Source organism: Streptomyces sp. NPDC002935 (assembly GCF_040611295.1).
Lineage (GTDB): Bacteria > Actinomycetota > Actinomycetes > Streptomycetales > Streptomycetaceae > Streptomyces.
Genome location: NZ_JBEXNW010000050.1, coordinates 1 through 23,360, shown reverse-complemented (window position 1 = coordinate 23,360; position 23,360 = coordinate 1). Strand labels below are relative to the sequence as shown.

Genomic DNA, 23,360 nt, shown 5'->3' with positions numbered 1-23,360 from the left:
CCGGGCCCCGTCGCGCTCAGCGGTGACTGAACAGGGACATGGCCGGAAGGGCCTTGTCGTCGAAGCCGAACAGGGCCTGGTTCTCCCATCCGTTGCCGGAGGTGGAGTCGGCCGGGTCCCAGCCGTTGCCAGTGACCGCCGTCCAGGTGGCCTCCCAGTAGAAGACGCCCAGACCGCGGCCGTTCGGCACGGCCTCCACGATGTTCATGACGTCCCGCAGCCAGTTGGACTGCCCGGCGGTCGAGGCCGCGTAGCCGGAGACCAGTTCACCGGTCGTGTCGATCTGGTTGACGAGCGCGTCGTCGCTGTCCAGACGGAAGGGATAGGCCGTCTCGGCGAGGAAGACCGGCTTGCCGTAGCGGGTGGCCGCGTCGTCGAGGGTGGTCTGGAAGTCGTAGAGCGAGCCGTGCCAGTAGCCGTAGTACGACAGGCCGATGGCGTCGAACTTCACGCCGTTGGACACCGCGCTGTCGAACCACCAGCGGGTTCCGGCGAGGTCGCCGCCCTTGGCGAGGTGCAGGGCCACGACGGTCGAGGAGCTGACCGCCTTGGCCGCGTCGTAGCCGGAGTTGAGCAGTCCGGCTAGCTGCGCGAAGTTGTCCGTGGAGCCCTCGGACCAGAGCATGCCGCCGTTGATCTCGTTGCCGATCTGCACCATGTCGGCCGTGGTGCCCTGCGCCTTCAGGGCGTTCAGGACGTCGTACGTGTGGTTGTAGACGTCCGTCTTGAGCTGGCTGTACGAATGTCCGGCCCAGGCGGCCGGCTTGGTCTGGGTGCCGGGGTCGGCCCAGGTGTCCGAGTAGTGGAAGTCGACCAGGAGCTTCATGCCCTGCGCCTTGACGCGCTTGGCCATCGCGAGCACGCGGGCCTTGTTGTTGTAGCCGTCGACCGGATTCACCCAGACCTTGAGGCGCGCGTAGTTCATCCCGGAGGACTTGAGGATGGCGAGCGCGTCACCGGTGGTGCCGGAGCTGGTCTTGTAGACCCCGCCGTAGGCCTCGCTCTTGGCGAGGGAGGAGATGTCGGAGCCCTTGACGGACAGTCCGGTGGTGCCTGAGGTGAACGTCAGGTCGTCGACGTTGATCCAGTTTCCGGCGTTGGCGTCGGAGTAGACGCTGATCGTGCACTGGTTGCTCGTCACGGCGACGGGCACGACCAGGTGGATCCATCCGCTCGCGGAGACGGGCAGGTCGGTGCGCTGTTCGGTGCCGCCGCAGTTCTTCAGGGCGAGGTAGGCGGAGTTTTGCCCACCGCCCGAACGCACCCAGGCGGTGAGCTTGTAGTTCCCGTTGGTCAGCCCGGAGAGGTACTGGTACGTCTCCACCTTGTACGCCGAGGCGGAGTAGTGGCTGAGGCGGTAACTCCCGCCGTGGCCACCGGCCTCGACGTACGAGGCGCCGGTGCTGCCGGACTCCGACCAGCCGCTGGGCACGGCGGCGCCGGTCCCGTCGGCCTCGAATCCGGCGTTGGTCAGGGTGCTCGCCGCGTGCGCGGTCTGCGCGGGGAGGGCGGTGAGGGCGAGCCCCGCCGCCAGCGGCAACAGCAGGGCCCTGAGTGTGCGTCTGGGATGGAACTTCATCGTCCGTCGTCCCTTCGACGTTGGGGAGGGGGTGCCCCCGGTGGCCCGGGGGCGGACCCCTCCGCCCGCGGCTACATGGCTCACACGGGCGGAGGGGAGTCGGCTCGCCGTCGAGTGCCTTGACTCGGACGGCTGTTGGACCGACCGGCGGGTGCGGAACCCGTCCGGGCGGGGCGGTCACCGGGTCGTGACCCGGCGGGATCGGGGGCAGCCACCGGGTTGCGCGACCCGGACGGCTCGGTTCGATTCGGAGCGGCCGCCCGTGTTGCGGCCACGACGGCTGAGGCGGTTGCCGGATTGCGACCCGACGGGTGGGTGCAGTCGTCGGATTGCGAGCCCGATGACTCGGGGTGGTGATCGCTGGAGTGCGGCCCCAACAACCGGAATGTGGTCGCCGGATTGCGACCCCAACGGCTCGGGGTGGTCAGCGGGTAGCACCTGCGGTTGCCGGGTTGCGGCCCCGACGGGCTGAGGGGCGGTCACCAGGGCCGCAACCCGGACGGTGGTCGCTGCGTTGCGCGGGCCTGGGCGACCGGAGCTGTCAGCGCCGCCGGGTTGTGGTCCGGACGGCTTTCGGTGCCGCCGCCGGGTTGTGGTCCGGACGGCTTTCGGTGCCGCCGTCGGGTTGCGGCACGGACGGCTCTCGGTGCAGCCGCAGAATCGGCGGATTTTGCGGCTTGTTCTGTCTGCCGCGTCGGCCGCCCCGGCAGCATGTGGTGCGGACCACCGTTCGCCGACCCGGTCGACCGTGGGGCCGGACACGAGCAAGTTCTGCACCCCGCAAGCCGGTTGGCCGTCCGGGCCACGCGCGTCGGACGACTCGCACGACCGCCGGCCCGCACGACTGCCGGCCCGCACGACCGTCGGCCCGGTCAGCCACCGACCCGGTCAGCCGTCCAGACGTACGACCCGTACGGCGCCCGCCGGAACCACGAGCCGGCCCGCGGCGCGTTCGCCCGTCAGGAGCTCGGTGCCGTGTGCGTCCAGCGGCACCTTGGCGTCCGCCGAGGTGTGGTTGACGGCGAAGACGTAGGTGCCCGACTCGCCGGTGCGGCGCACCACTTCGACATCGCGGGGCAGTTCGGCGCGCGGCGCGATGCGCGCGTCGTCGGCCGCCCAGCCGATCAGGGCGTCCAGCCCCGCCGCTCCGAGACGCGTCGACACGTACCAGGCCGAGCCGGCGCCGCTCTGGTGCCGGGTGATCGCCGGGTGGCCGGCGGCGAGCCCGTCGGCGTACGTCCAGACGGTCTCGGCGCCGCGCGGCACCACGAACTCCGTCCACACGTCGCCGGTGAGTTCGGAGCCGTCGGGACCGGTGATCCGGACCATCTCGCCCTGGAGGAGCGGCGAGAACTCCTCGACGGTCAGGCCGAGTACGTCCCGCAGGGCGCCGGGGTGGGGTCCCTCGTACACGGCGTCGTGCTCGTCGACGATGCCGGAGAAGTACGAGACGAGGAGGGTGCCGCCGTTGTCGACGTACTCCGTGAGGTTGTTCCCCGCGGCCTCGGTCATCAGATAGAGGGCGGGTACGACGACAAGGGGATAGGCCGACAAGTCGGCTTCCGGGTGGGCGAAGTCGACCGTGAGGTGGCGGTCGTAGAGGGCCTCGTAGAAGGCGTCGGCGCGCTCGCGTGCGTCGTGGTCCTCGCTCGGGCGCCACTGGAGGCTCTGAGCCCACCAGGACTGCCAGTCCCACAAAACGGCCACGTCGGCGACCGTGCGGGTGCCCTTGGCGGCGGCCAACGCGTCGATGGACGCGCCGAGTTCGACGACCTCGCGCCACACCCGCGAATCAGTTCCGGCGTGCGGCAGCATCGAGGAGTGGAACTTCTCGGCGCCGCGCCGGGACTGCCGCCACTGGAAGAACAGGGCGCCCTCGGAGCCGCGCGCCACGTGGGAGAGGGAGTTGCGGGCCATCTGTCCGGGCGCCTTGGCGGGGTTGCGCGGCTGCCAGTTGACACCCGAGGTGGAGTGTTCGAGGAGCAGCCAGGGAGCGCCGCCCGCGACCGATCGGGTGAGGTCGGCGGCCATCGCGAGGTTCACGTGGGTGCGGCGGCCGTCGGTCATCAGGTAGTGGTCGTTGGTGACGAGGTCGACCTCGCGGCCCCAGGCCCAGTAGTCGATCGAGTCGCACTGGCTGAGGGCCGTCATGAAGTTGGTGGTGACCGGGATGCCGGGCGCGAGGTGGTGCAGGATGTCGCGTTCGGCCACGAAGTTCTCGCGCATGGTGGCGTCGGCGAACCGCTTGTAGTCCAGTGCCTGCGCCGGATTGCCGACGGTCGGGGTCAGCCGCGGCGGGTCGATCTGGTCGAAGCCGGCGTAGCGCTGGCCCCAGAATGCGGTCCCCCATGCCTCGTTGAGGTCGTCGACGGTGCCGTAGGTGGTGGTCAGCCAGGTGCGGAAGTGCGCGGCGCAGGAATCGCAGTAGCAGGCCGAGACGGGGACGCCGTACTCGTTGTGGACGTGCCACAGGGCGAGCGCGGGGTGGTCGGCGTACCGGGTCGCGAGCCGCGTCGTGATGGAGGCCGCGGCGGCGCGGTAGTCGGGGTTGCTGTGACAGATGGCGCCGCGTGAGCCGAAGGAGTAGCGGGTGCCGTCGGCGGCCACGGGGAGCGCTTCGGGGTGTTCGCGGTAGAACCAGGCGGGCGGCGCGACGGTCGGGGTACCCAGGTCCGCACGTATGCCGTTCTCGTGCAGCAGGTCGAGCAGGCGGTCGAGCCAGCCGAACTCATAGGTGCCCGGAACCGGTTCGAGAAGCGCCCAGGAGAAGATCCCGACGCTCACCATCGTGACGCCCGCCTCGCGCATCAGCCGGACGTCCTCGGGCCAGACGCTTTCCGGCCACTGCTCGGGGTTGTAGTCCCCACCGAAGGCGAGCCCGGTGAGGCCCTTGGGGTTGGTCTCCGGCATGGATCTCTCCCATGTAATCGATCATTTGGGAACGTGCACACACAGCGCCAGCGGCGTGAGTCCAACATAACCGCACAGCAACAACCATTGACAAGTGTCCGGGATGTTTCTCTACTGTGAACGCTCACAGAAGCACGGAGCGCACACCGCGCACCAATAGGGCAGGCCTCCGCAGCAGGCGGAGGCCCAGGTCAGGGGAGAACGTTCCATGCCCAACACGAAGCACAACCGCCTCGTGGCCAGCACCATCGCCGTCGTCCTCGGCGCCACCTCGCTCGCCGCCTGCGGCTCGTCCGACGACGACAAGAGCGCATCCCAGTCCGGACCAGCGTCGCTGACGTTCTGGACCTGGGCGCCGGGCATGGACAAGGTCGTCGACCTCTGGAACAAGGGGCCGGGGAAGAAGCAGCACATCACCGTCACGGTGAAGAAGCAGGCGTCCGGCGACACCCTCGTCACCAAGATCCTCACCGCGCACAAGGCGAAGAAGGCACCGGACCTGGTCCAGGCCGAGTACCAGGCGCTGCCGACGCTGGTCAGCAATGACGCGCTCGCCGACATAGCCGCCGAGTCCAAAGAGGCCAAGTCCAAGTTCGCCGAGGGCGTCTGGCAGCAGACGACGCTGGGCACGGACGCGGTCTACGCGATCCCGCAGGACATCGGCCCGATGATGTTCTACTACCGCGCGGACCTGTTCAAGAAGTACGGCCTGACGGTTCCGACGACCTGGGAGCAGTTCGCCGAGACCGCCCGCGCGCTGAAGAAGAAGGCACCGGACAAGGCGCTGACCACCTTCTCCGCCAACGACTCCGGCCTCTTCGCAGGTCTGGCGCAGCAGGCGGGCGCCAAGTGGTGGACCGCCTCCGGCGGCAAGTGGAAGGTCGGGATCGACGACACGGCCACCCAGAAGGTCGCCGACTTCTGGGGCGGTCTCGTCAAGGAGGGCGCGATCGACAACCAGCCGATGTACCAGCCCGCTTGGAACAAGGCGCTGAACACCGGCAAGCAGATCGCCTGGGTGAGCGCGGTGTGGGCGCCCGGCACCCTGACCACGGCGGCCCCGGACACCAAGGGCAAGTGGGCGATGGCCCCGCTGCCGCAGTGGTCGGCCGGCGAGAACGTCACCGGCAGCTGGGGCGGCTCCTCGACGGCCGTCACCACGGACTCCCCGCACAAGGCGGCCGCAGCGAAGTTCGCCGCCTGGCTGAACACGGACCCGCAGGCGGTGGCCGCGCTGGCCAAGGAGAGCGGGATCTACCCGGCGTCCACGAGCGCGCAGACCAGTGACGCGTTCGCGCAGCCGCCGGCGTTCTTCTCCAACCAGCCGGACTTCTACACCAAGGCCTCGGAGATCGCCAAGAGCACCGCCCCGTCCGCGTGGGGCCCGAACGTGAACGTCGCCTACACGTCCTTCAACGACGCCTTCGGCGCCGCCGCGAAGAACAAGTCGGACTTCGGTGCCGCCCTGACGACGATGCAGGACGCCACCGTCGCCGACCTCAAGAAGCAGGGCTTCGGGGTCGCTCAGTGACGACCGCACGCCGGAAGCCGTACGGGGTCAAGGGGGCCCCGTACGGTTTTCTCCTCCCCGCGACGATCCTCTTCGTCCTCTTCTTCGCACTGCCCATCGGCTACGCGATCTGGCTGAGCCTGCACAAGGTCCAGGTCAAGGGCCTCGGTCTGGGTGCCGGCGCCCGCGACGAGGTCTGGGCGGGCCTCAGGAACTACACCGACGCGCTGACCGACAGCGAACTGGTCGACGGCGCGCTGCGCGTGGCGGGCTACGGCGCCATCGTGGTGCCGGTGATGCTCGGCCTCGCGCTGCTCTTCGCGCTGATGCTCGACGCAGAGAAGGTGCGCCTCGCCCCCTTCACCCGGCTCGCGATCTTCCTGCCGTACGCCATACCCGGCGTCGTGGCCGCGCTGCTGTGGGGCTTCCTGTACCTCCCGGACGTCAGCCCCTTCTACTTCGTCCTCGACAAACTGGGGATGCCGCAGCCGAACCTGCTGGACGGCGGCCCGCTGTTCCTCGCGCTGTCGAACATCGCGGTCTGGGGCGGCACCGGCTTCAACATGATCGTCATCTACACCTCGCTCCAGGCCATCCCGGCCGAGGTCCGCGAGGCGGCGAAGCTGGACGGTGCCACCCCGCTGCAGACCGCCCTGCGGATCAAGATCCCGATGGTGGCGCCCTCCCTGGTGCTGACCTTCTTCTTCTCGATCATCGCCACGCTCCAGGTGTTCAGTGAGCCGACCACCCTCAAACCCCTCACCAACTCCGTCTCCACCACCTGGAGTCCGCTGATGAAGGTCTACCGGGACGCGTTCAACACCGGTGACATCTACGCGGCCGCCGCCGAGGCCGTGATCATCGCCGTGGCCACGCTGGTCCTGTCCTTCGGTTTCCTGCGCGCCGCGAACTCCCGTACCAAGCAGGAGGAAGCACGATGAGTTCTCTTGCCGTCCGCAAGGCCGTGCCGGCCGCGGGCACGACCCCCGGCACCGCCCAGGGACCGCCCCTGCGCGGCCGGATCGCCCTGGTCCCGACCCTCACGCTGCTGCTCGGCGCGCTCTATTGTCTGCTGCCCGTCGCCTGGGTGGTGATCGCCGCCACCAAGTCGGGCCGCGAGTTGTTCTCGACGTTCACCTTCCTGCCGGGCACCGGGTTCACTCAGAACATCAAGGAACTGAGCGCCTACCGCGAAGGCATCTACTGGAAGTGGATGGGCAACTCCGCGCTGTACGCCGGGCTCGGCGCCCTGCTGTCGACGGCCGTCTCGGCGATCAGCGGCTACGCCCTCGCGATCTACCGCTTCCGGGGCCGCGAGACCATCTTCAGCGTCCTCATGGCGGGTGTGCTGATGCCGCCGGTGATCCTCGCGATCCCGCAGTACCTGCTCCTCGCCAAGGCCGACCTGACGGATTCGTACGCGTCCGTGCTCCTGCCCCTCGTCCTCTCTCCGTACGGCGTCTACCTCGCCCGGATCTACGCCGCCGCGGCGGTCCCCGGTGACGTGGTCGAGGCCGGGCGGATGGACGGCGCCGGAGAGTGGCGGATCTTCACGCGGGTCGCGCTGCCCATGATGGTGCCCGGTCTGGTGACGGTGTTCCTCTTCCAGTTCGTGGCCGTGTGGAACAACTTCCTGCTCCCCTACATCATGCTCAGCGACGACGAGAAGTTCCCGATCACGCTCGGCCTGTTCACGCTCCTCGAACAGGGCTCCAACACCCCGGCCCTGTACACCCTGGTGATCACCGGCGCCCTGCTCGCGATCGTCCCACTGGTCGCGCTGTTCCTGGTCATCCAACGGTTCTGGAGCCTCGACCTGCTGTCCGGAGCCGTAAAGTCATGACCATGAGCAACACGGGGGGCCGACGCAAGCCGCCGACGATCCACGATGTCGCGCGCGAGGCCGGTGTCTCACGCGGCACCGTGTCACGTGTGCTCAACGGCGGGCACTATGTGAGCCCCACGGCGGCGGAAGCGGTCAACGCCGCCATCCGCAGGACGGGCTATGTCGTGAACCGGCACGCCCGTTCGCTGATCACCGGACGGTCCGACTCGGTCGGCTTCCTGCTGACCGAGCCCCAGGAGCGGTTCTTCGAGGACCCGAACTTCAACGTCCTGCTGCGCGGCTGCACCCAGGCGCTCGCCGCGCACGACGTGCCTCTCCTGCTGATGCTCGCCGGCACCAAGGACGAGCGGCGGCGCATCACGCGGTACATCACGGCGGGCCATGTCGACGGGGTGCTGCTGGTCTCCAGCCACTCCGGCGATCCGGTCGCCGAGGAACTGCGCGAGGCGGGCGTGCCGCTCGTCGCCTGCGGCAAGCCCATCGGCCTCGGGTCCAAGGTGAGTTACGTGGCCGCCGACGACCGCGACGGCGCCCGGGACATGGTCACGCACCTGCTCTCCCTCGGACGGCGCCGGATCGGTATGGTCACCGGCCCGCTGGACACCCCCGGCGGTGTCGAGCGCCTCGCGGGGTACCGGGAGGTGCTCGCCGAGGCGGGCATCGAGGCCGACGACCGGCTGATCGCCTCCGGTGACTACAGCCGTGCCAGCGGTGAGGCGGGGGCCGAACGTCTCCTCGACAGCGCCCCGGACATGGACGCCGTGTTCGTCGCCTCCGACCTGATGGCCCAGGGAGTGCTGGCCGCGCTTCGCAAGGCGGGCCGCCGGGTCCCGGAGGACGTCGCGGTCGGCGGCTTCGACGACTCCCCCGCCGCCACGGCCGCCACCCCGGCCCTCACCACCATCCGCCAGCCCTGGGACCGCATCAGCTCCGAGATGGTCCGGGTGCTCCTCGCCCAGATCGGCGGCGAGGATCCGGCGGCGGTGATCCTGCCGACGGAACTGGTGCGCCGCGAGTCCACCTGAGGACCGCCCCGCAGGACGGAGCCGGGCGCCGGGTGCCGAACCACCCCGGCCCGGCTCCGCTCCGGGGAGGCCCGGCGCACCGGTCAGGATTCGAGAAGCCACGCCCGCCTCCCCCGGCTTAGCGTGAGAGGACCGTCGGAACGCCGGCGGCACGACAGCCGGCCGACACGGCCGCCACGCAGCACGGAGGACCCGAGATGACCGCCGGAGTCAAGACCATCATCTACCCCGTCAAGGACATCGCGAAGGCAAAGGCCCTGTTCACCGCGCTGCTGGGGGTGGAGCCGTACGTGGACGAGCCGTACTACGTCGGTTTCAAGGACGCGGGCCAGGATGTCGGCCTCGACCCGAACGGCCACTCCAAGGGGCTGACCGGACCGGTCCCCTTCTGGCACGTCGACGACATCAAGGAGAGCCTGTCGGCCCTGCTCGGCGCCGGCGCCGAGACACTCCAGGAGCTCCAGGACGTGGGCAACGGCAGGCTGGTCGCGTCGGTGAAGGACGCGGAAGGCAACCTGGTCGGGCTGATCCAGGACCCCACCACCTGACAAGGACGGCCGACCGGTTACGGGCGAAGGGCGACCGGGAGCAGGCGAAGGGGGACCGGGCGTAGGCGAACGGTGAGGCGACCGCACCTGGATGCAGACGCACTAGTTGCACACTCAACGACTGGCCTGATCTCTGTTACCGTTCAGTTATGGCAACGAAGACGCCCGGTGCCGGGCTGGAGGACGAGTGGCGGGACATCCTCTCGGTGCACGCGCGCACGATGTGCGAGATCGACCGCGCACTGCATCCGCACGGCCTCGGGGCCAGTGACTTCGAGGTCCTGGACATCCTCGCCTCGGGCACCGTCTCGGAGCCCGGCGAGCAGTGCCGGGTGCAGAACATCGCGGGCCGAGTGCATCTGAGCCAGAGCGCGCTGTCCCGGCTCATCGGCCGGCTGGAGAAGGACGGCCTGGTGGAACGCACCGTCTGCCAGGAGGACCGCCGCGGCGTGTGGGTCGCCCTCACCTCGAAGGGCCGCGACCTGCACGCCGAGGTGCTCCCCCTGCAGCGCTCCGTCCTCGCCCGCATGCTGCACGGCTGACCTCCCGCCGGAAACTCCCCGGACACAGTCGCCGGGTTCCAGCGCCCACGGCCGGTGTCGGCGCTGTCGGGGATCGGTCCGGCTACCGCACCCACCCTGCGCCGGTACGGGTCGCACACGGTCGGCTCGCTTGCCGGCCTTCCGCCGGTGACGTTGCGGCGCATCCTGGGCGACAGCGCCGGCCGCGCGATTCGCGCGCGGGCCCTGGGCCGTGCCCCCCGGCCGGTGACCCCGGCCGCCGTGCCGCGCTCCGTCACCCGCGAGGTGGCTCTCCCCGCCGATGTGCTGGATCCGCGTCCGTGTTCGTGCTGGCCCGGCAGGTGACCGCGTACCACCAGAACGCGCCGCCGCACGCCCAGCGCGCTCCGCCAAACGGTTGATACCGTGTCAATTCCCTTGGTAAAGGGATCACTCTGATGGGTCAATTCAGGTGTCTGCATCAATGGGCGATGATCCATCGACTCCCCGCGGACAAGCCTCCCTCCCGGGACTGAACTCATCCCGTCCGGACGGGCCTCCGCACATCCCCATCTGCCAGCGGCCGGACGTGTTGGCCTGAGCCGGTTCGGGACGTCCGTGGATCGGAACACCCAGTCGCTGCTCGGAGAAGACCTCCGAGTGAGGAGGAACCCTCATGCCTATCAGTCCCAACCAAGGCTCCACCAGCGGCGGAACAACCGTCACCATCACCGGCGTGAACCTGTCCGGTGCCACCGCCGTCCACTTCGGGTCCCGGACGGCCACGATCACCTCGAACACCCCGACCTCGATCACCGCCATCGGCCCCGCGGGCTGCGGCGTCGTCGACGTCAACGTGACGACTGCGGGAGGGACGAGCAACTCGCTCTCCTTCTTCTACATCAGCCCGCCGATCGCGGTGTCCCTGAGCCCGGGCTCCGGTCCGACCGCGGGCGTCAACACGGTCACCATCAACGGCTACGGCCTCTCCACAGCCACCAGCGTGTCCTTCGGCTCCAACAGCGCGACCCCGACGGTCGTCTCGGACAGCCGGCTGTCGGTGGTCGTTCCGGCCGGCAGCGCCAGCGGCTCCGTCGACGTCACCGTCACCACCACCGGGGGCACGACCGCTCCGCTCACCTACGCCTACGTCGACGCGCCGACACTGGTCTCGCTCACACCCACCTCGGGGTCCGCGTCCGGCGGCACCTCGGTGACCGTCAACGGCACCGGTCTGGCGTCCACCACGGCCGTCACCTTCGGCGGCATCACCGCGGACTTCGCAGTGCTGAACAGCACCACGCTGGTGGCCGTCTCACCGCCCGGCACCGTAGGTTCCGTCGATGTCGTCGTGACCACCGCGGGCGGTAGCGCCACCCTCAGCGACAGCTTCACCTACGTGTCAGGTCCCGGCATCTGACGGCGTCTCGGACACACGGCCGCGCACGGCTCCGGTCCACCGGCCCGTGCCCAGCGGAATCGGTGCGGGCTCGCGTACGCCCGCCCGCACCGCTTCCGTGCCCCCAGTTCGCGGCCCAGCCAGGCCGACCACACCCCCTTGGAGTCACCGTGGCCCCTCCCGTCCTCACCTCGGTCGTACCCAACACGGGTCCGGCGGCGGGCACGAATATCGTGACCCTGAACGGTAGCCAGTTCACCGGCGCCACCGCCGTCACGTTCGGATCCGCGGCCGCCCTGTCGTACACGGTCAACACCCCGTCGACGATCACGGCGACCGTCCCGCCCGGAACCGGCACGGTCAACGTCACCGTGCGCACACCCGCCGGGCTCAGCAACACGGTCGCCTACACCTACGCGCCCACGCCGACCCTCAGTGCGATCGCGCCGAACCAGGGCCCGACGTCCGGCGGGACCAGTGTGGTCCTCACCGGCACAGGCCTCACCGGAACCACCGCCGTCACCTTCGGCAGCACCCCCGCGACCTCCTACACCGTCAACTCCGCCACCCAGATCAGCGCCGTCACACCGGCCGGCACCGGCGCGGTGGCGGTCACCGCGACCACTGTCGGCGGCACCTCGGGGCCGGTGTTCTTCTACTATCTCAACGCACCCTCGCTGCTGTCCGTCTCGCCCGCCGAGGGACCGGCGACCGGCGGGACCAGCGTGGTCCTCACCGGCACAGGCCTCACCGGAACCACCGCCGTCACCTTCGGCAGCACCCCCGCGACCTCCTACACCGTCAACTCCGCCACCCAGATCACCGCCGTCGCACCGGCCGGCACCGGCTCCGTCGCGTGCACCGTCACCGGTCCCGGCGGCACCAGCAACTCCGTCATCTACACCTACCTGGCGGCGCCTGCGCTCACCGCGCTCTCGCCCACGCAAGGGCCGACGGACGCGGGCGCCGCCGTGACCCTGACAGGCACCGGGCTGACCACGACATTCGCGGTCCACTTCGGCACCGCACCGGCGGCCTTCACCGTGGTGTCGGACACGACCGCGATCGCGATCGCCCCGGCGGGTCCGGCGGGCGCGGTCCCGGTGAACGTCACGACGTCGGGCGGCACCAGCAACTCGCTCGCCTACCAGCGCGTCGCACCTCCCGCGATCTAGCCATGGCACGGCATGGGCGCCACCGGCCCGCGCCTGCCCCGCGCCACCGGCCCGCTCCAGCCCATTCGAGCGAGCCGATGACTCAGGTGGGTCCGCCGGGACCCGCGCCTCCCGCATATGCCATCAAAAGCGGCCTAAGGTCACGCTCCGAACGGTTACGGCGAACCCCCGCCTGACGATCAGACCGAGGAGGCCCCTCAGTGAAAGCGTGTCGTGCCCGCAAAGCCGGACTCATGGTCGCCGTAGCGGCGGCGGCCACGGTGCTGTCCCTCGCTCCGCCGGCTGCCGCCGCCGATCCGTCGTCGACCACGGTCCAGGCCACGCCCTCCTCGGCGACGACCGGGCAACTGGTGACCCTCGACGCGACGGTGACCTGCAGCTCGGACCCGAGCGGCGGCCTCGGCGTGTCGTTCTTCGACGGCTCGAACCTCCTCGCGACCGCACCCGTCTCCACCGACGGACACTCCTCACTGACCACCGGCTTCACGACCACCGGAACACACACCATCACCGCCGCCTACAACGGCGACGACACGTGTGACGCTTCGAGCGACACCACTACCGTCACCGTGTCCCAAGCCCCGGCTCCCCCGGCCGACAACCCGGGCTGCCTGCTGTGCGGGCTGATCGACGTCCACTTCGGGGACGTCCACAACGAGGTCAACGTCAACAGCCACAATGTGACGCGCATCCACGAGTGAGCCCGGCCCGCCGGCCGCTGGACGCGCGCGGGGGGTGCCACGGGCCCGTGGCACCCCCCGTCCGGCCGCCGACCCGCCATCCGGGCGGGATCGAAAGATCGGACCGGTAGCCGGGGGCGGCGGAACCGTGTTCCGCCGCTCGGGCTTCGTCCCAGGAGTCGATGCGGGCGATCAGTGGCGCGGGCAGCGTGTCGTCCTCCGCCCGGGGGCAGGTGTCCACCGTCTACAGCACGAACTCCGCACCGTCGGGCAGGACGTCGGCGCCGGCCCCGGTCACCGACGCGTAAGCGTCCGTGGCCGGGTCGAGCAGCGGATTCGTGTGGTCGAGGTGCGTGTAGACCAGGCGCGCCTCCGGGTGCCGGGCCAGGGCGCTCGGGCTGCCGTCCGCGCCGGAGACCGGACGGTGCCCCCTGACCGCCTGCCCACGGGGCACCCGCACGGCGGTGTCCCTCTCGCCGGCCGCGGCCACGGTGCCGTCGAGCAGGACGCAGGTCGCCCCGGTGAGCAGGTCATCCAGCGCGGGCGTCCACGCACCCAGGCGGGGCGCGTAGACGAGCACACCCCCGCTGGCCAGGTCCTCGATCCGGTACGCCGTCACCCAGCGGTCGTCGCCGACGGCCTCGGCGAGGTATCTGGGGGCCTCGGAACCGACCGCGTGGGCGCTGACGACCAGTCCCCCGGCCAGGACGAATCCGCCCTCGGTCCAGCTGTCGGCCCACTCCCACGGGGCGTAGCGGTCGAGCACGGCGTGCAGCGGGGAGAGTGCGGCGAGCACGGGGGGCGCGGCGTAGACCTTGAATCCCGCGGCACCGCGCAGCGCGGTCAGTCCCATGACGTGATCGGCCTCGGCGTCCGTCAGCAGGACACCGCGGACGGGTGTGTCGCTGTGCCCCGGTCGGGGCCCGGGTGAGAGCGCGGGGGTGGCGTTCAGCCGCGTACGTACGTCGGGGGAGGCGTTGAGCAGCCACCAGTCGCGGGAGTTGCCGCTGACGGCGACGCACTCCGGAGTGCGGGCCGGCAGTTTGCCGTCGCGGGCGGCCGAGCACAGCGCGCAGGCGCAGTTCCACTGAGGGAAGCCGCCACCGGCGGCGGTACCCAGCAGGACGACTTTCAAGGGAACCCCACTCCTCGGCGGCGGACTTTCCAGGATCTTCCCCGCCGGGACGAGCCGGGCCACTCCCCGGTGAGGAGTAATTCCGGACGTCCTTCGCCCGCGCGCGCATGCCCGCCCTACGGGCCCCAGGGCGGGACCCGCGTCGCGGCCGTCAGCCCTACGGCCGGACCAGCAGTGTGCGCACGCCCTCGGAGGTGAGGGTCAGGCCGTGCGGTGAGGCGGCGTCGATGGTGAGGGCCAGATCGCCCGACGGCCACTGGGAGGCGAGCGCGCCGAGCGGCACGAGCCGGTAGCGGGAGACGGAGGGAAGCAGCTCGGCCAACTCCAGCTCGGAGGTGAACACCGGGACCACCTGTCCGCCGCCCGGCTGGTCCAGGACGGGCAGCGCGACGGCGTGGGGATCGGCGATGTCCGCGTCGGAGGCGTCGTCCGGCACGGGCACCAGCACATCGCTGCCGGCGAGCGTGTCCAGCGCCGCCGTGTCCTCGGTGTTCGCGGCGAGGGTGTCGAGGGCTTCCTGGGCCGGTGTCGCCGCGGGTGCGGCGGGGTGGTGGTTGTTCAAGGGCGTGTCCATGGCAGATCCCCGGGTAGTGGCGGGCGGGCGGCCACCCGGGCCGGTCTCGGTCCCGGGCGCGTCGACCGTCGCGTACCCAACGCGGACCACGCCATTCATCCTGGTCGTCTCGTGTCCGGGTGACAGGAGCGGCGGTCACGGAGTCCAGCCCGGACGGGGACGCCCCGGCGGGGTCATGGTGATCGCTGCTCCTGTCACCCGCCGACCCGGCGCGGGCCATGTGAGGCGGGTGCTGCTTCAGGTGGCTACTTCAGGTAGGGACCGTCGGCTCCGATCTTGCCGGGCCCGTTCAGCACGTAGACCCGCAGGTTTCCCTGCCCGGGTGCGGCCACCGACAGCGTGCCGCTGGAGACGGTCTTCACATCTCCTGTGACAGCGTCCGTGTACGTGCCGTTGGGGATGCCCGTGTACGTCGCGCCGCCGGTGACCGTGACGAGGGCGAAGCTGTCGGTCGAGCCACTGGTGTAGCGGCGTTTGAAGGCCATCGAGCCGCTGATGCCGTCCGTCGAGTACTGGCCCGACTGCAGGGCCGGGATCGCCCGGCGGATCTGGTTGAGCCGCTGAAGGTGTTTGACCAGCGGCTGTGCGAGGGTCGTGGCGACCTCGCCGCTCGCGGAGTCGGCCTTGCCGAAGTCGGAGGCCGTGACGCTGCCCGCGAGATGGTCGCCGTAGTACGCGCGCCCGGTGGTCGCCAGCGGGCAGGTCGGTCCGCAGTCGATCTGCTTGCCCTTCTGGAACTCGATCTCCGAGCCGTAGTACAGCGTGGGGATGCCGCGGAAGGTCCACATCAGCGCCATGTTCTCGGCCCAGGCGTCTGTGCCGCCGCTGTAGCGGGTGCTCGACTTGTTCGGGCCGTAGTCGTGGCTGTCGACGTAGACGACGTTGTACGTGGCGTCGTTGACGGAGTCGTCGGAGTCCTTGCCGTTGCTGTAGGCGTTCTGCGCGTCGCCGAAGTTCATGTGCATGCGCATGTCGATGATGTTCATGCCTGAGAACTGGCTGCGGTCCGGGGTGTGGTAGCTGTTCCCGCTCAGGAAGGCGTTGGCGGAGGTGGGCTGGTTGCCGGTGCCGAGCTGTTCCTCGTAGTTGTACTGCTCGATCGCCGCCGTCTCGTCGTCCGCGCTGTACTCCTTGCGTTCCTTCCAGGTGAAGAACTGTGCGGAGTGGTTCACCGAGCCGCGGTTCCACTTGTCGTTGACGAAGGCGCCCACCTCGCCGAAGACGAAGAAGTTCTTCGCCGCGTCCGTGCCGAACCGCTGGGTGACCCGGTCGTAGATGGCGGGCAGGAAACGGCGGTTCCAGGTGACGCGCGGAATGTGGACGGCGGTGTCCACCCGGAATCCGTCGACGCCCATGTCGATGTACTTGTCGTAGGCGCCGATCAAGTAGTTCTGGACGGTGGCGTTCTCGGTGTTGAAGTCGGCGAGGTCCTCGTGCAGCCAGCACGAACGGGAGTCCTCGCCCTCCCAGTTGCCGATCCAGCACTGGTGGTAGTACGCCTTCGGGAACATGCCCGACGTGGGGCTGGGCCACTGGCAGTTGTACACGGTGTAGCCTTCGGCGCTCTTGCCTCCGGTGGGCTTGCCCCAGTTCAGGCAGGTGTTGCCGGAGGGTTCGGCGGTCGACCACAGGTCACCGTTGTAGTACGACTTCCCGGACTTGGGCTCGACGGTCAGGCCGTCGTACTCGAAGCCCTCGTTCTTCTCGTCGTAGTACCAGCTCCACTGGGAGTCGCGCACGCCGTACACGGTCGGGGTGAACAGGCCCTTCGCGCCCCAGCGGGAGCTGTGGTTGTAGACGACGTCCTGGTAGATCTTCATGCCCTTGGCGTGGGCCGCGTTGATCAGGTCCTGGTAGGAGGCGCCGGCCGACTCCAGGCGCGGGTCGACCTTGTAGAAGTCGTAGCCGTGATAGCCGTGGTAGTCGTAGTCCGAGCGGTTGAGGACGACCGGGGTGATCCAGACGGCCGAGAAGCCGAGCGCCTTGATGTACTCGAGTTTGTCGACGAGTCCCTTGAAGTCGCCGCGGAACATGGGGTCGTTGTTGGCCGCGTTGCCCGACTTGACGTCCTGGCTGCCGCCGCGGTTGTCGGAGCTGTCGCCGTCGTAGAAGCGGGCGGTGAGGACGAAGTAGATCGGGTCCTTGCGCGGGTCGGTGCCGAGCGGGGTCCCCGAGGCCGGGGCGGGAGCCTTCTCGCCGGTCGTGACGGTGGCCGCGGCGGAGGCGGGCGAGGTGTTTCCGGCCGCGTCGACGGCCTTCACCGTGTAGGTGTAGCCGGTCTTCTCCTCAAGTCCCGTGTCGGAGTACACCGTCGAGCCGACGTCGGTGACGACTGTTCCTTTCGTGCCACCCGTCCGTGTGAGCTGATACTTCGTCACGGCCGTGTCGTCGGTCGCCGGATCCCAGCTCACCACCACCGAGGTGTCGGTGGCGGTCGCCGTGACCTTCGTGGGCGCGGTCGGTGCCTCGGTGTCGGGCACCTCGGCGGCGCACGGGTCCGCGGCGTCGGCGGTCACCGTCCGGTCCTTCACGGTCGTGGTGCCGGCCGGGATCGTGTAGTCGGCGCTGTTGTTGTTGTCCCAGACGCCGTTGCCGTTGTTGAAGGCCGCCTTGAGCGAGGTCGCCGTACCGATGTCGAGGGTCTTCTTCCACCAGCCGGTGCAGGCGGTCTCCATGCCGACGCCGGGGGCCGTCGTCCAGGAGCCGCCCGTGGGCGCGTAATGGATGTTGGCCGTGGTCCAGCCGGTCGTGGCGGTCGAGTAGTAGACGGTCGCCCGGTTGGCGCCGCCCGTGCCGGTGTCGGCGCACGGGTCGCTGTGGGCGATCACGCCGTCCTTGACGGTGATGGTGCCGGTGCCCAGCGCGTAGTTGTTGCCACCGTTGTTGTCCCAGGTGCCGCTTCCGTTGTTGAAGGTGGCCTGCAGCCCGGCGGCCGAGCCGAGGTCGACGGTCTTCTTCACCCAGTCCGTGCAGGCCGCCTCCATCTGCACACCGGGCACCGTGGTCCAGGAGCCGCCGTCCGGGGCGTAGTGCAGGTACGTGGTGGGCCAGTTCTTGGTCTTCGTGTAGTAGAAGACGGTCGCCGTGGTGGAGGTGGCGGCCGTGCTCTCCATGGGGACCGAGCCCGCGTCGGGCGGGGTCAGTCCGAACAGTCCGGTCACCGCGACGAGCGCCACCAGCGGTCGTAGCGGCGGGCGTTGGGGTCTGCGTCTCATGGGGCGTCTCCAATGCGGGCCGCGGAGGGGGAGTTGTCCTGCAAGAAGAACCGGCAAGTTCCTGAAAGCTCTTGCGGCCGGGAAGCTACAGGTACATGACAGTGGCGTAAAGAGATCTCACAACGACCGGCGCACAGAGTGGGAACGGACCGGGAGCGGCGCGGCCGCCGGGGACCCGCCTGTCAGCTTCGGACGTGTCCGGTGGAGGATGGACCGGCAGCTCACGACGGGCCAGGGGGCGTGAGACGACGCTCCCCCGGTCCTGTGAAGGTCAAGATTCCCCCGGGCGCAGGCAATCCCGCCGACACACGGTGAGAAGCTGCGGCCGAACCGGCGTATTCAAGGCGGAAGGGCATCAGCAGCCGAGCCCTTCCCGACCGGAGGTACCTCAAGCGTGACCATCACCAAGGCAGCCCCGCCACCGGTTCACCGGAAGGACGGGGACGACCGCCAGGGCCGGCAGGGCTGGAACTTCAACTCCCCACTCGCCCTGACCATGCTCCTGCTGCTGGTGATCGCGTCGCAGGGGCCGATCCGCGGGGCGCTGTCCGCACCGGTGATGCAGAGCTGGATGACCGTGTTCGTCGCGGTGGTGGTCCAGGCACTGCCCTTCCTCGTCCTCGGCGTGCTGCTGTCGGCGGTCATCGCGGTGTTCGTCCCGCCGTCGTTCTTCGCCCGCGCGCTGCCGAAGCGGCCGGCGCTCGCGGTGCCGGTCGCCGGAATGGCCGGGGCGATCCTGCCCGGCTGCGAGTGCGCCTCCGTGCCGGTCGCCGGGGCGCTGGTGCGCCGCGGCGTCACTCCGGCGGCGGCCCTGGCCTTCCTGCTGTCCGCCCCGGCGATCAACCCGATCGTGCTGACCGCCACCGCCGTCGCCTTCCCCCGGAACCCGGAGATGGTTCTCGCCCGCTTCGTGGCGAGTCTCCTCGTGGCCTGCGCGATGGGCTGGCTGTGGCAGCGTGTCGGCCGCACCGACTGGCTGCGCCCGCCGGCCCGCCCGGCGCACGACGGCCTCGGCAAGGGGGCGGCGTTCTGGGGGTCCGTGCGGCACGACGTGATGCACGCGGGCGGGTTCCTCGTCCTGGGAGCGATGGCCGCGGCCACGCTCAAGTCCGTCGTACCGGCGAGCTGGCTGCAGGCCGCGGCCGGGAATCCGGTGGTGTCGATCCTGGCCCTCGCGATCCTGGCCGTGCTGCTGTCGATCTGCTCGGAGGCCGACGCGTTCGTGGTCGCCTCGCTGACCCAGTTCTCGCTCACCGCCCGGCTGGCGTTCCTCGTCGTCGGACCGATGATCGACCTGAAGCTCTTCGCCATGCAGGTCGGCACCTTCGGCCGCGGCTTCGCGCTGCGGTTCGCACCCGCCACCTTCGCCCTCGCGATCCTCATGTCCGTTCTGATCGGGGCGGTGCTGCTGTGAACCGGCAGGCACAGGCGGCCGTGCTCTTCCTCGTCGGCGCGGCGGTGCTGCACGCGAGCGTCACGGACCTCTATCTGCGGTACGTCAAGGCCGGTTTGCAGCCCCTGCTGCTCGCGGCCGGTGTGGTGCTGATCGTCACGGCCCTCGCCACGGTCTGGTTCGAGGTACGCGAGCACCGAACGGCTTCCGCCGCCCGCCCCGGCGAGAAGCGTGCCGGCGAGCGGGACGGCGAGGAAGCGCACGAGCAGGAGGACGGGCACGAGCACGCGGACACAGACACGGACGCGGACACGGACGGGCACACGGACACGGACGGGCATGGGCATACGCATCGCGAACCGCGTATCGCGTGGCTTCTCGTGCTCCCGCTGCTCGCGCTCATCCTGGTCGCCCCGCCCGCCCTCGGCTCCTACAGCGCGATGCGCACCGGCACGGCGCTGCAGGCGCCCTTCGGCTACGCCAAGCTGCCCGCCGGAGACCCGGTCCCTCTCGGCCTGGTCGACTACGCGAGCCGGGCGGCGTACGACCACGGCCGCTCCCTCGGCGGACGACGGGTCAGGATCACCGGCTTCGTCGCACTCGACCACGCCGGGACGCCCTATCTCGTACGCATGGCTCTCAACTGCTGCGCCGCCGACGCCCAACCGGTCAAGATCGGCCTGTCCGGGCGGATTCCGCCCGTCCTCCGTCCCGACACCTGGCTCGAAGTCACCGGCACCTACACCGCCAAGCGCACGAGGGATCCGGTCAACAGCGGCATCATCCCGTTCCTCGACGTCAGCGCGGCGAGGCCGGTCCCCACCCCGCACGATCCGTACGACGAGAGCTGGAACAACTGATCACCTGGACGGGCGAGGCAGGTCTCCCGCGGCCTGTTCCGATCCCGCGCTCCGCGGCGCCGTCCGGGGCGGGGCCGCCTCGGACAAAGGTGTCGTGGATCAGTCGGTGTCCGGAGCCCGGCGGGCGTCCGTGACCGCTCGGGCCTCCGGGTCCGGCAGGTAGCTCGCCAGGCCGCGCAGCATGATCTCCAGACCGATGTCGAACCTCTCGTCGGAGGAGTCCGTCACCATCACCCCGGCCAGGGCACGCAGATGGGGGAAGTCCGCCGTGGGCAGGGACGCGAAGTAGTTCTGCATCTCGTCGGCCATCTCATGCCAGTCCGGACGGGCCAGGGAAGAGCTGTCACCACTGTGCCGGGCGGCCCTGTCCTGCCACATGCCCTCCTCCAGGACGAACCCGTCGATGTAGGTGGAGATGAGGTCACCGGCCTCCGCCGCGATGCGGTCGGGCAGTCCGGCGGTGCGGAAGACGGCGAGAAACGCCTCGACGTGCGGCAGCAGTTCGGCCGTGAAGGGGACGTGGGCCATGGAAATCCTGGCCATGTCGCGATGGGACAACAGGCGCTGCCGCCAGGAGCGGGCATAGTCCCGCACCTGCTCCCGCCACCGCTCCGGGTCGGCTTCGGGAATCGCGAAGCCGTCGAAGAGCCGGGTGTACATCAGCTCCAGAAGGTCGTCCTTGGAGCTGACGTAGGCGTAGAGGGCGGAGACCGTGACGCCCAGTTCGGCCGCCACCTGGCGCATCGACAGCCCGTCGAGCCCTTGGCGGTCCAGCACGGTGAAGGCGGCCTCGACGATGCGTTCGCGCGACAGGGGTGCGCGGTCGGGGGCGACGCGGGCGCGAACGGGGCGCTCGCGCTCCCAGGGAGACGGCGGAGGTGGTGCGGGGGTGCCGGCGGCCGCGTCGTTCATGAGGACAGTCTAGGCGCTGGGAGAGCAGTGTTCTCTCTCGGTGAGCGGCGTTCATTGCGGCAGAACGCGATATATCTTGTCCGGCCCGCCCAGTTGCGCTATATCTTAATGAACGCTGTTCTTTCGGTGAGCGCTGTTCTGCTAAGGTGAACAGCGTTCTCCAGTGTCTGGTTCGCCCGTCTCTCACTCCGTGCCGACGAGCCGGGCAGTCGCATCCATCCCACCTACCGCGCCCGCCGGTCGTCAACGCGGCGCGGCCTCTTCACGAGGAGTTCCGATGTCCACCACCGGTGTCGCGTCCACCGAGACGCCCATCGACTCGCCAGCGCCCTACCGGTGGCGCTGGGCTGCGCTCTTCGTGATCCTGGCGGCCGAGGTGATGGATCTCCTCGACGCCGTGGTCACGAACATCGCCGGTCCCTCCATGCGGGCCGACCTCGGCGGCGGCGCCTCCACGCTGCAGTGGCTCGCGGCCGCCTACACCCTCTCGATGGCCGTCGGGCTCGTCACCGGCGGGCGCCTCGGGGACATTCACGGGCGCCGCAAGATGTTCCTGGTGGGAGCCGCCGGCTTCACCGTGGGTTCGCTGCTGTGCGCGATATCCGTGTCGCCCGAGATGCTGATCGGCGCGCGTGTCGTCCAGGGACTGTTCGGCGCGGTGATGCTGCCGCAGGGCCTGGGCATGATCAAGGAGATGTTCCCGCCGAAGGAGTCGCAGAAGGCCTTCGGCATGTTCGGCCCGGTCATGGGTCTGTCCGCGGTCTGCGGGCCGATCCTGGCGGGCTGGCTCGTGGACGCCGACTACTTCGGCACCGGCTGGCGCATGATCTTCCTGATCAACCTGCCGTTGGGTGCCGCGGCGTTCCTCGGTGCCGTGCGCTACCTGCCGAAGGGTCGCTCCGACAGCAAGCCGCGCCTCGACATCCCCGGCATGCTCCTGGTCTCCCTGGCCGCGCTGCTGATCATCTTCCCGCTGGTGCAGGGCCGTGAGTACGACTGGCCCGTGTGGACGTTCCTGATGATGGGCGCCGCGGTGATCGTCTTCGCCGTCTTCGCCAGGTACGAGTCGCACCGCAGCAAGGCAGGCCGGGACCCGCTGGTCGTCCCCAGCCTCTTCCGCAAGCGCGGCTTCAGCGGCGGCATGGTCCTCGGGCTGGTGTTCTTCTCGACCATGCAGGGCTTCATGCTGGTCTTCAACCTGTACACCCAGATCGGCCTCGGCTACTCGCCGCTCAAGGCGGGACTGGTGATGGTGCCCTGGTCGGGCGGCATGATCGTCGGCTTCGGCATGGCGCAGGGTGTGGTCCGGTTCGGACGCGCCGTCCTTCAGGCGGGTGCGCTGGTCATGGCGGTCGGCGTGTTCGGCGTGTGGCTGACCCTCGACCAGGTGGGGGCGGGTGTCGGTCCCTGGCAGCTCCTGCCGTCGCTGCTCGTCACGGGCATCGGGATGGGCCTGCTCATGGCGCCTTTCTTCGACATCGTGCTCGCCAGCGTCGAGCAGCACGAGACGGGTTCGGCGTCCGGCACGATGACCGCGGTACAGCAGCTCGGCGGCGCGTTCGGTGTGGCCATCCTCGGCACCGTGTTCTTCGGTCTGCTGGGCGGCGGGATCGCCACCGCCGTCGACCACCGCTCGGACGGCCTGCGGGGTCAGCTGGCCGCCGCTCACGTCTCGCCCGCGGCTCAGGAGCGAGTCGTGGCGGACCTGCGTACCTGCGCCTCGGACCGCGCGGTCGCCAAGGATCCGGCCGCGACCCCGGCGTCCTGCGCGCGCCTGGAGAAGGACGCCCGGTCCGCCGCGACCTCGCCCGAGGCCGGCGCCCGCATCTCCGCCGCGCTGGGGGCCACGGCGTCGTCCGCCTTCCAGAGCGGTTTCGGCTCCGTCATGAAGACGCTGCTCTGGATCGTCGACGGCATGCTCGCCCTGACCTTCCTGCTCGCGTTCCTCCTGCCCCGCCACGCGCGCCCGGAGGAATCCGCCGGACACTGAGCCCCGGCTGCGCCGGCATCGGCGAACGGGACGGCCGGGCCGGCACGGAGTCTGGCGTGACGGTCCGTACGTCGCCGCGTACGGCAAGGGTGGCGGCAAGGCCACCGTG

18 protein-coding genes and 1 pseudogene are annotated in these 23,360 nt (G+C 69.9%); 13 read left to right on the top strand and 6 right to left on the bottom strand.

All coding sequences use genetic code 11. The annotated features are described in order from the left end of the window. Positions 1-16 precede the first annotated feature (16 nt). Positions 17-1,579 carry an arabinogalactan endo-1,4-beta-galactosidase gene (locus tag ABZX90_RS40035; protein ID WP_355213291.1) on the bottom strand — a complete coding sequence of 521 codons (1,563 nt, stop codon included), beginning with the start codon at positions 1,577-1,579 and terminating at the stop codon, positions 17-19. Positions 1,580-2,467: 888 nt separating this feature from the next. Beyond that, complete coding sequence (locus tag ABZX90_RS40030; RefSeq protein ID WP_355213290.1) at positions 2,468-4,489, bottom strand: beta-galactosidase; 2,022 nt, start codon at positions 4,487-4,489, stop codon at positions 2,468-2,470. Between the two features lie 208 nt (positions 4,490-4,697). Here ABZX90_RS40030 and ABZX90_RS40025 point away from each other — a divergent pair, with 208 nt between their 5' ends. From ABZX90_RS40025 to ABZX90_RS39985, 9 genes are all read left to right on the top strand, one after another. Continuing rightward, a complete protein-coding gene (locus ABZX90_RS40025) occupies positions 4,698-6,020 on the top strand; it encodes an extracellular solute-binding protein (protein ID WP_351132738.1) in 1,323 nt (440 codons plus the stop codon). Beyond that, positions 6,017-6,940, top strand: coding sequence for a sugar ABC transporter permease (locus ABZX90_RS40020; protein ID WP_351132736.1), 924 nt, complete (start codon positions 6,017-6,019; stop codon positions 6,938-6,940). The genes ABZX90_RS40025 and ABZX90_RS40020 overlap by 4 nt, the downstream gene beginning before the upstream one ends. After that, on the top strand, positions 6,937-7,842 hold the full coding sequence (locus ABZX90_RS40015) for a carbohydrate ABC transporter permease (protein WP_351132734.1): 906 nt from the start codon (positions 6,937-6,939) through the stop codon (positions 7,840-7,842). The genes ABZX90_RS40020 and ABZX90_RS40015 overlap by 4 nt, the downstream gene beginning before the upstream one ends. Next, positions 7,839-8,870, top strand: coding sequence for a LacI family DNA-binding transcriptional regulator (locus ABZX90_RS40010; RefSeq protein ID WP_351132732.1), 1,032 nt, complete (start codon positions 7,839-7,841; stop codon positions 8,868-8,870). Before ABZX90_RS40015 ends, ABZX90_RS40010 begins: the two co-directional genes overlap by 4 nt. 197 nt (positions 8,871-9,067) lie before the next feature. After that, complete coding sequence (locus tag ABZX90_RS40005; protein WP_351132730.1) at positions 9,068-9,418, top strand: VOC family protein; 351 nt, start codon at positions 9,068-9,070, stop codon at positions 9,416-9,418. Between the two features lie 149 nt (positions 9,419-9,567). Next, positions 9,568-9,960 (top strand): MarR family transcriptional regulator, encoded by a 393-nt coding sequence (locus ABZX90_RS40000; protein ID WP_351132728.1) that lies wholly within the window; start codon positions 9,568-9,570, stop codon positions 9,958-9,960. Positions 9,961-10,594: 634 nt separating this feature from the next. Further along, positions 10,595-11,338 (top strand): IPT/TIG domain-containing protein, encoded by a 744-nt coding sequence (locus ABZX90_RS39995; protein WP_351132726.1) that lies wholly within the window; start codon positions 10,595-10,597, stop codon positions 11,336-11,338. A 149-nt stretch (positions 11,339-11,487) separates the two neighbouring features. Beyond that, positions 11,488-12,492 (top strand): IPT/TIG domain-containing protein, encoded by a 1,005-nt coding sequence (locus tag ABZX90_RS39990; RefSeq protein ID WP_355213289.1) that lies wholly within the window; start codon positions 11,488-11,490, stop codon positions 12,490-12,492. 233 nt (positions 12,493-12,725) lie between these two features. Next, positions 12,726-13,193, top strand: a complete 468-nt coding sequence (locus ABZX90_RS39985) for an Ig-like domain-containing protein (protein WP_351132722.1) — start codon at positions 12,726-12,728, stop codon at positions 13,191-13,193. Between the two features lie 223 nt (positions 13,194-13,416). On the opposite strand, the gene ABZX90_RS39980 is transcribed toward ABZX90_RS39985, so the two are convergent. From ABZX90_RS39980 to ABZX90_RS39970, 3 genes are all read right to left on the bottom strand, one after another. Then, the gene (locus ABZX90_RS39980; RefSeq protein WP_355213288.1) at positions 13,417-14,307 is read right to left on the bottom strand and encodes an MBL fold metallo-hydrolase; all 891 of its coding nucleotides are present in this window, start codon (positions 14,305-14,307) and stop codon (positions 13,417-13,419) included. Between the two features lie 157 nt (positions 14,308-14,464). Further along, on the bottom strand, positions 14,465-14,881 hold the full coding sequence (locus ABZX90_RS39975; RefSeq protein ID WP_351132718.1) for an SseB family protein: 417 nt from the start codon (positions 14,879-14,881) through the stop codon (positions 14,465-14,467). 245 nt (positions 14,882-15,126) lie between these two features. Next, on the bottom strand, positions 15,127-17,994 hold the full coding sequence (locus ABZX90_RS39970) for a carbohydrate binding domain-containing protein (RefSeq protein ID WP_355213314.1): 2,868 nt from the start codon (positions 17,992-17,994) through the stop codon (positions 15,127-15,129). Positions 17,995-18,490: 496 nt separating this feature from the next. Here ABZX90_RS39970 and ABZX90_RS39965 point away from each other — a divergent pair, with 496 nt between their 5' ends. Together ABZX90_RS39965 and ABZX90_RS39960 are read left to right on the top strand one after the other, a co-directional pair. Next, positions 18,491-19,510 carry a permease gene (locus ABZX90_RS39965; RefSeq protein WP_351132716.1) on the top strand — a complete coding sequence of 340 codons (1,020 nt, stop codon included), beginning with the start codon at positions 18,491-18,493 and terminating at the stop codon, positions 19,508-19,510. Continuing rightward, on the top strand, positions 19,507-20,349 hold the full coding sequence (locus ABZX90_RS39960) for a TIGR03943 family protein (RefSeq protein WP_355213287.1): 843 nt from the start codon (positions 19,507-19,509) through the stop codon (positions 20,347-20,349). The genes ABZX90_RS39965 and ABZX90_RS39960 overlap by 4 nt, the downstream gene beginning before the upstream one ends. 99 nt (positions 20,350-20,448) lie before the next feature. Here the strand turns inward: ABZX90_RS39960 and ABZX90_RS39955 are convergent, their stop codons facing one another. Beyond that, positions 20,449-21,261, bottom strand: coding sequence for a TetR/AcrR family transcriptional regulator (locus tag ABZX90_RS39955; protein WP_351132712.1), 813 nt, complete (start codon positions 21,259-21,261; stop codon positions 20,449-20,451). Between the two features lie 277 nt (positions 21,262-21,538). Between ABZX90_RS39955 and ABZX90_RS39950 the strand changes: the two genes are divergently transcribed. Both ABZX90_RS39950 and ABZX90_RS39945 read left to right on the top strand, forming a co-directional pair. Next, positions 21,539-23,251, top strand: a complete 1,713-nt coding sequence (locus ABZX90_RS39950; RefSeq protein WP_355213286.1) for an MFS transporter — start codon at positions 21,539-21,541, stop codon at positions 23,249-23,251. Between the two features lie 40 nt (positions 23,252-23,291). Further along, positions 23,292-23,360, top strand: a pseudogene (locus tag ABZX90_RS39945) (DNA methylase); the annotation flags it as partial.

Excerpts from the sequence above, each read along its gene's own strand:
- ABZX90_RS40000 (WP_351132728.1), top strand. The coding sequence starts at position 9,568 with ATGGCAACGAAGACGCCCGGTGCCGGGCTGGAGGACGAGTGGCGGGAC.
- ABZX90_RS40005 (WP_351132730.1), top strand. The coding sequence starts at position 9,068 with ATGACCGCCGGAGTCAAGACCATCATCTACCCCGTCAAGGACATCGCG.
- ABZX90_RS40030 (WP_355213290.1), bottom strand. The coding sequence starts at position 4,489 with ATGCCGGAGACCAACCCCAAGGGCCTCACCGGGCTCGCCTTCGGTGGG.
- ABZX90_RS40025 (WP_351132738.1), top strand. The coding sequence starts at position 4,698 with ATGCCCAACACGAAGCACAACCGCCTCGTGGCCAGCACCATCGCCGTC.
- ABZX90_RS39995 (WP_351132726.1), top strand. The coding sequence starts at position 10,595 with ATGCCTATCAGTCCCAACCAAGGCTCCACCAGCGGCGGAACAACCGTC.
- ABZX90_RS39955 (WP_351132712.1), bottom strand. The coding sequence starts at position 21,261 with ATGAACGACGCGGCCGCCGGCACCCCCGCACCACCTCCGCCGTCTCCC.
- ABZX90_RS39985 (WP_351132722.1), top strand. The coding sequence starts at position 12,726 with ATGGTCGCCGTAGCGGCGGCGGCCACGGTGCTGTCCCTCGCTCCGCCG.
- ABZX90_RS40015 (WP_351132734.1), top strand. The coding sequence starts at position 6,937 with ATGAGTTCTCTTGCCGTCCGCAAGGCCGTGCCGGCCGCGGGCACGACC.
- ABZX90_RS39970 (WP_355213314.1), bottom strand. The coding sequence starts at position 17,994 with ATGGAGAGCACGGCCGCCACCTCCACCACGGCGACCGTCTTCTACTAC.
- ABZX90_RS39975 (WP_351132718.1), bottom strand. The coding sequence starts at position 14,881 with ATGGACACGCCCTTGAACAACCACCACCCCGCCGCACCCGCGGCGACA.
- ABZX90_RS40010 (WP_351132732.1), top strand. The coding sequence starts at position 7,839 with ATGACCATGAGCAACACGGGGGGCCGACGCAAGCCGCCGACGATCCAC.
- ABZX90_RS40035 (WP_355213291.1), bottom strand. The coding sequence starts at position 1,579 with ATGAAGTTCCATCCCAGACGCACACTCAGGGCCCTGCTGTTGCCGCTG.
- ABZX90_RS39950 (WP_355213286.1), top strand. The coding sequence starts at position 21,539 with ATGTCCACCACCGGTGTCGCGTCCACCGAGACGCCCATCGACTCGCCA.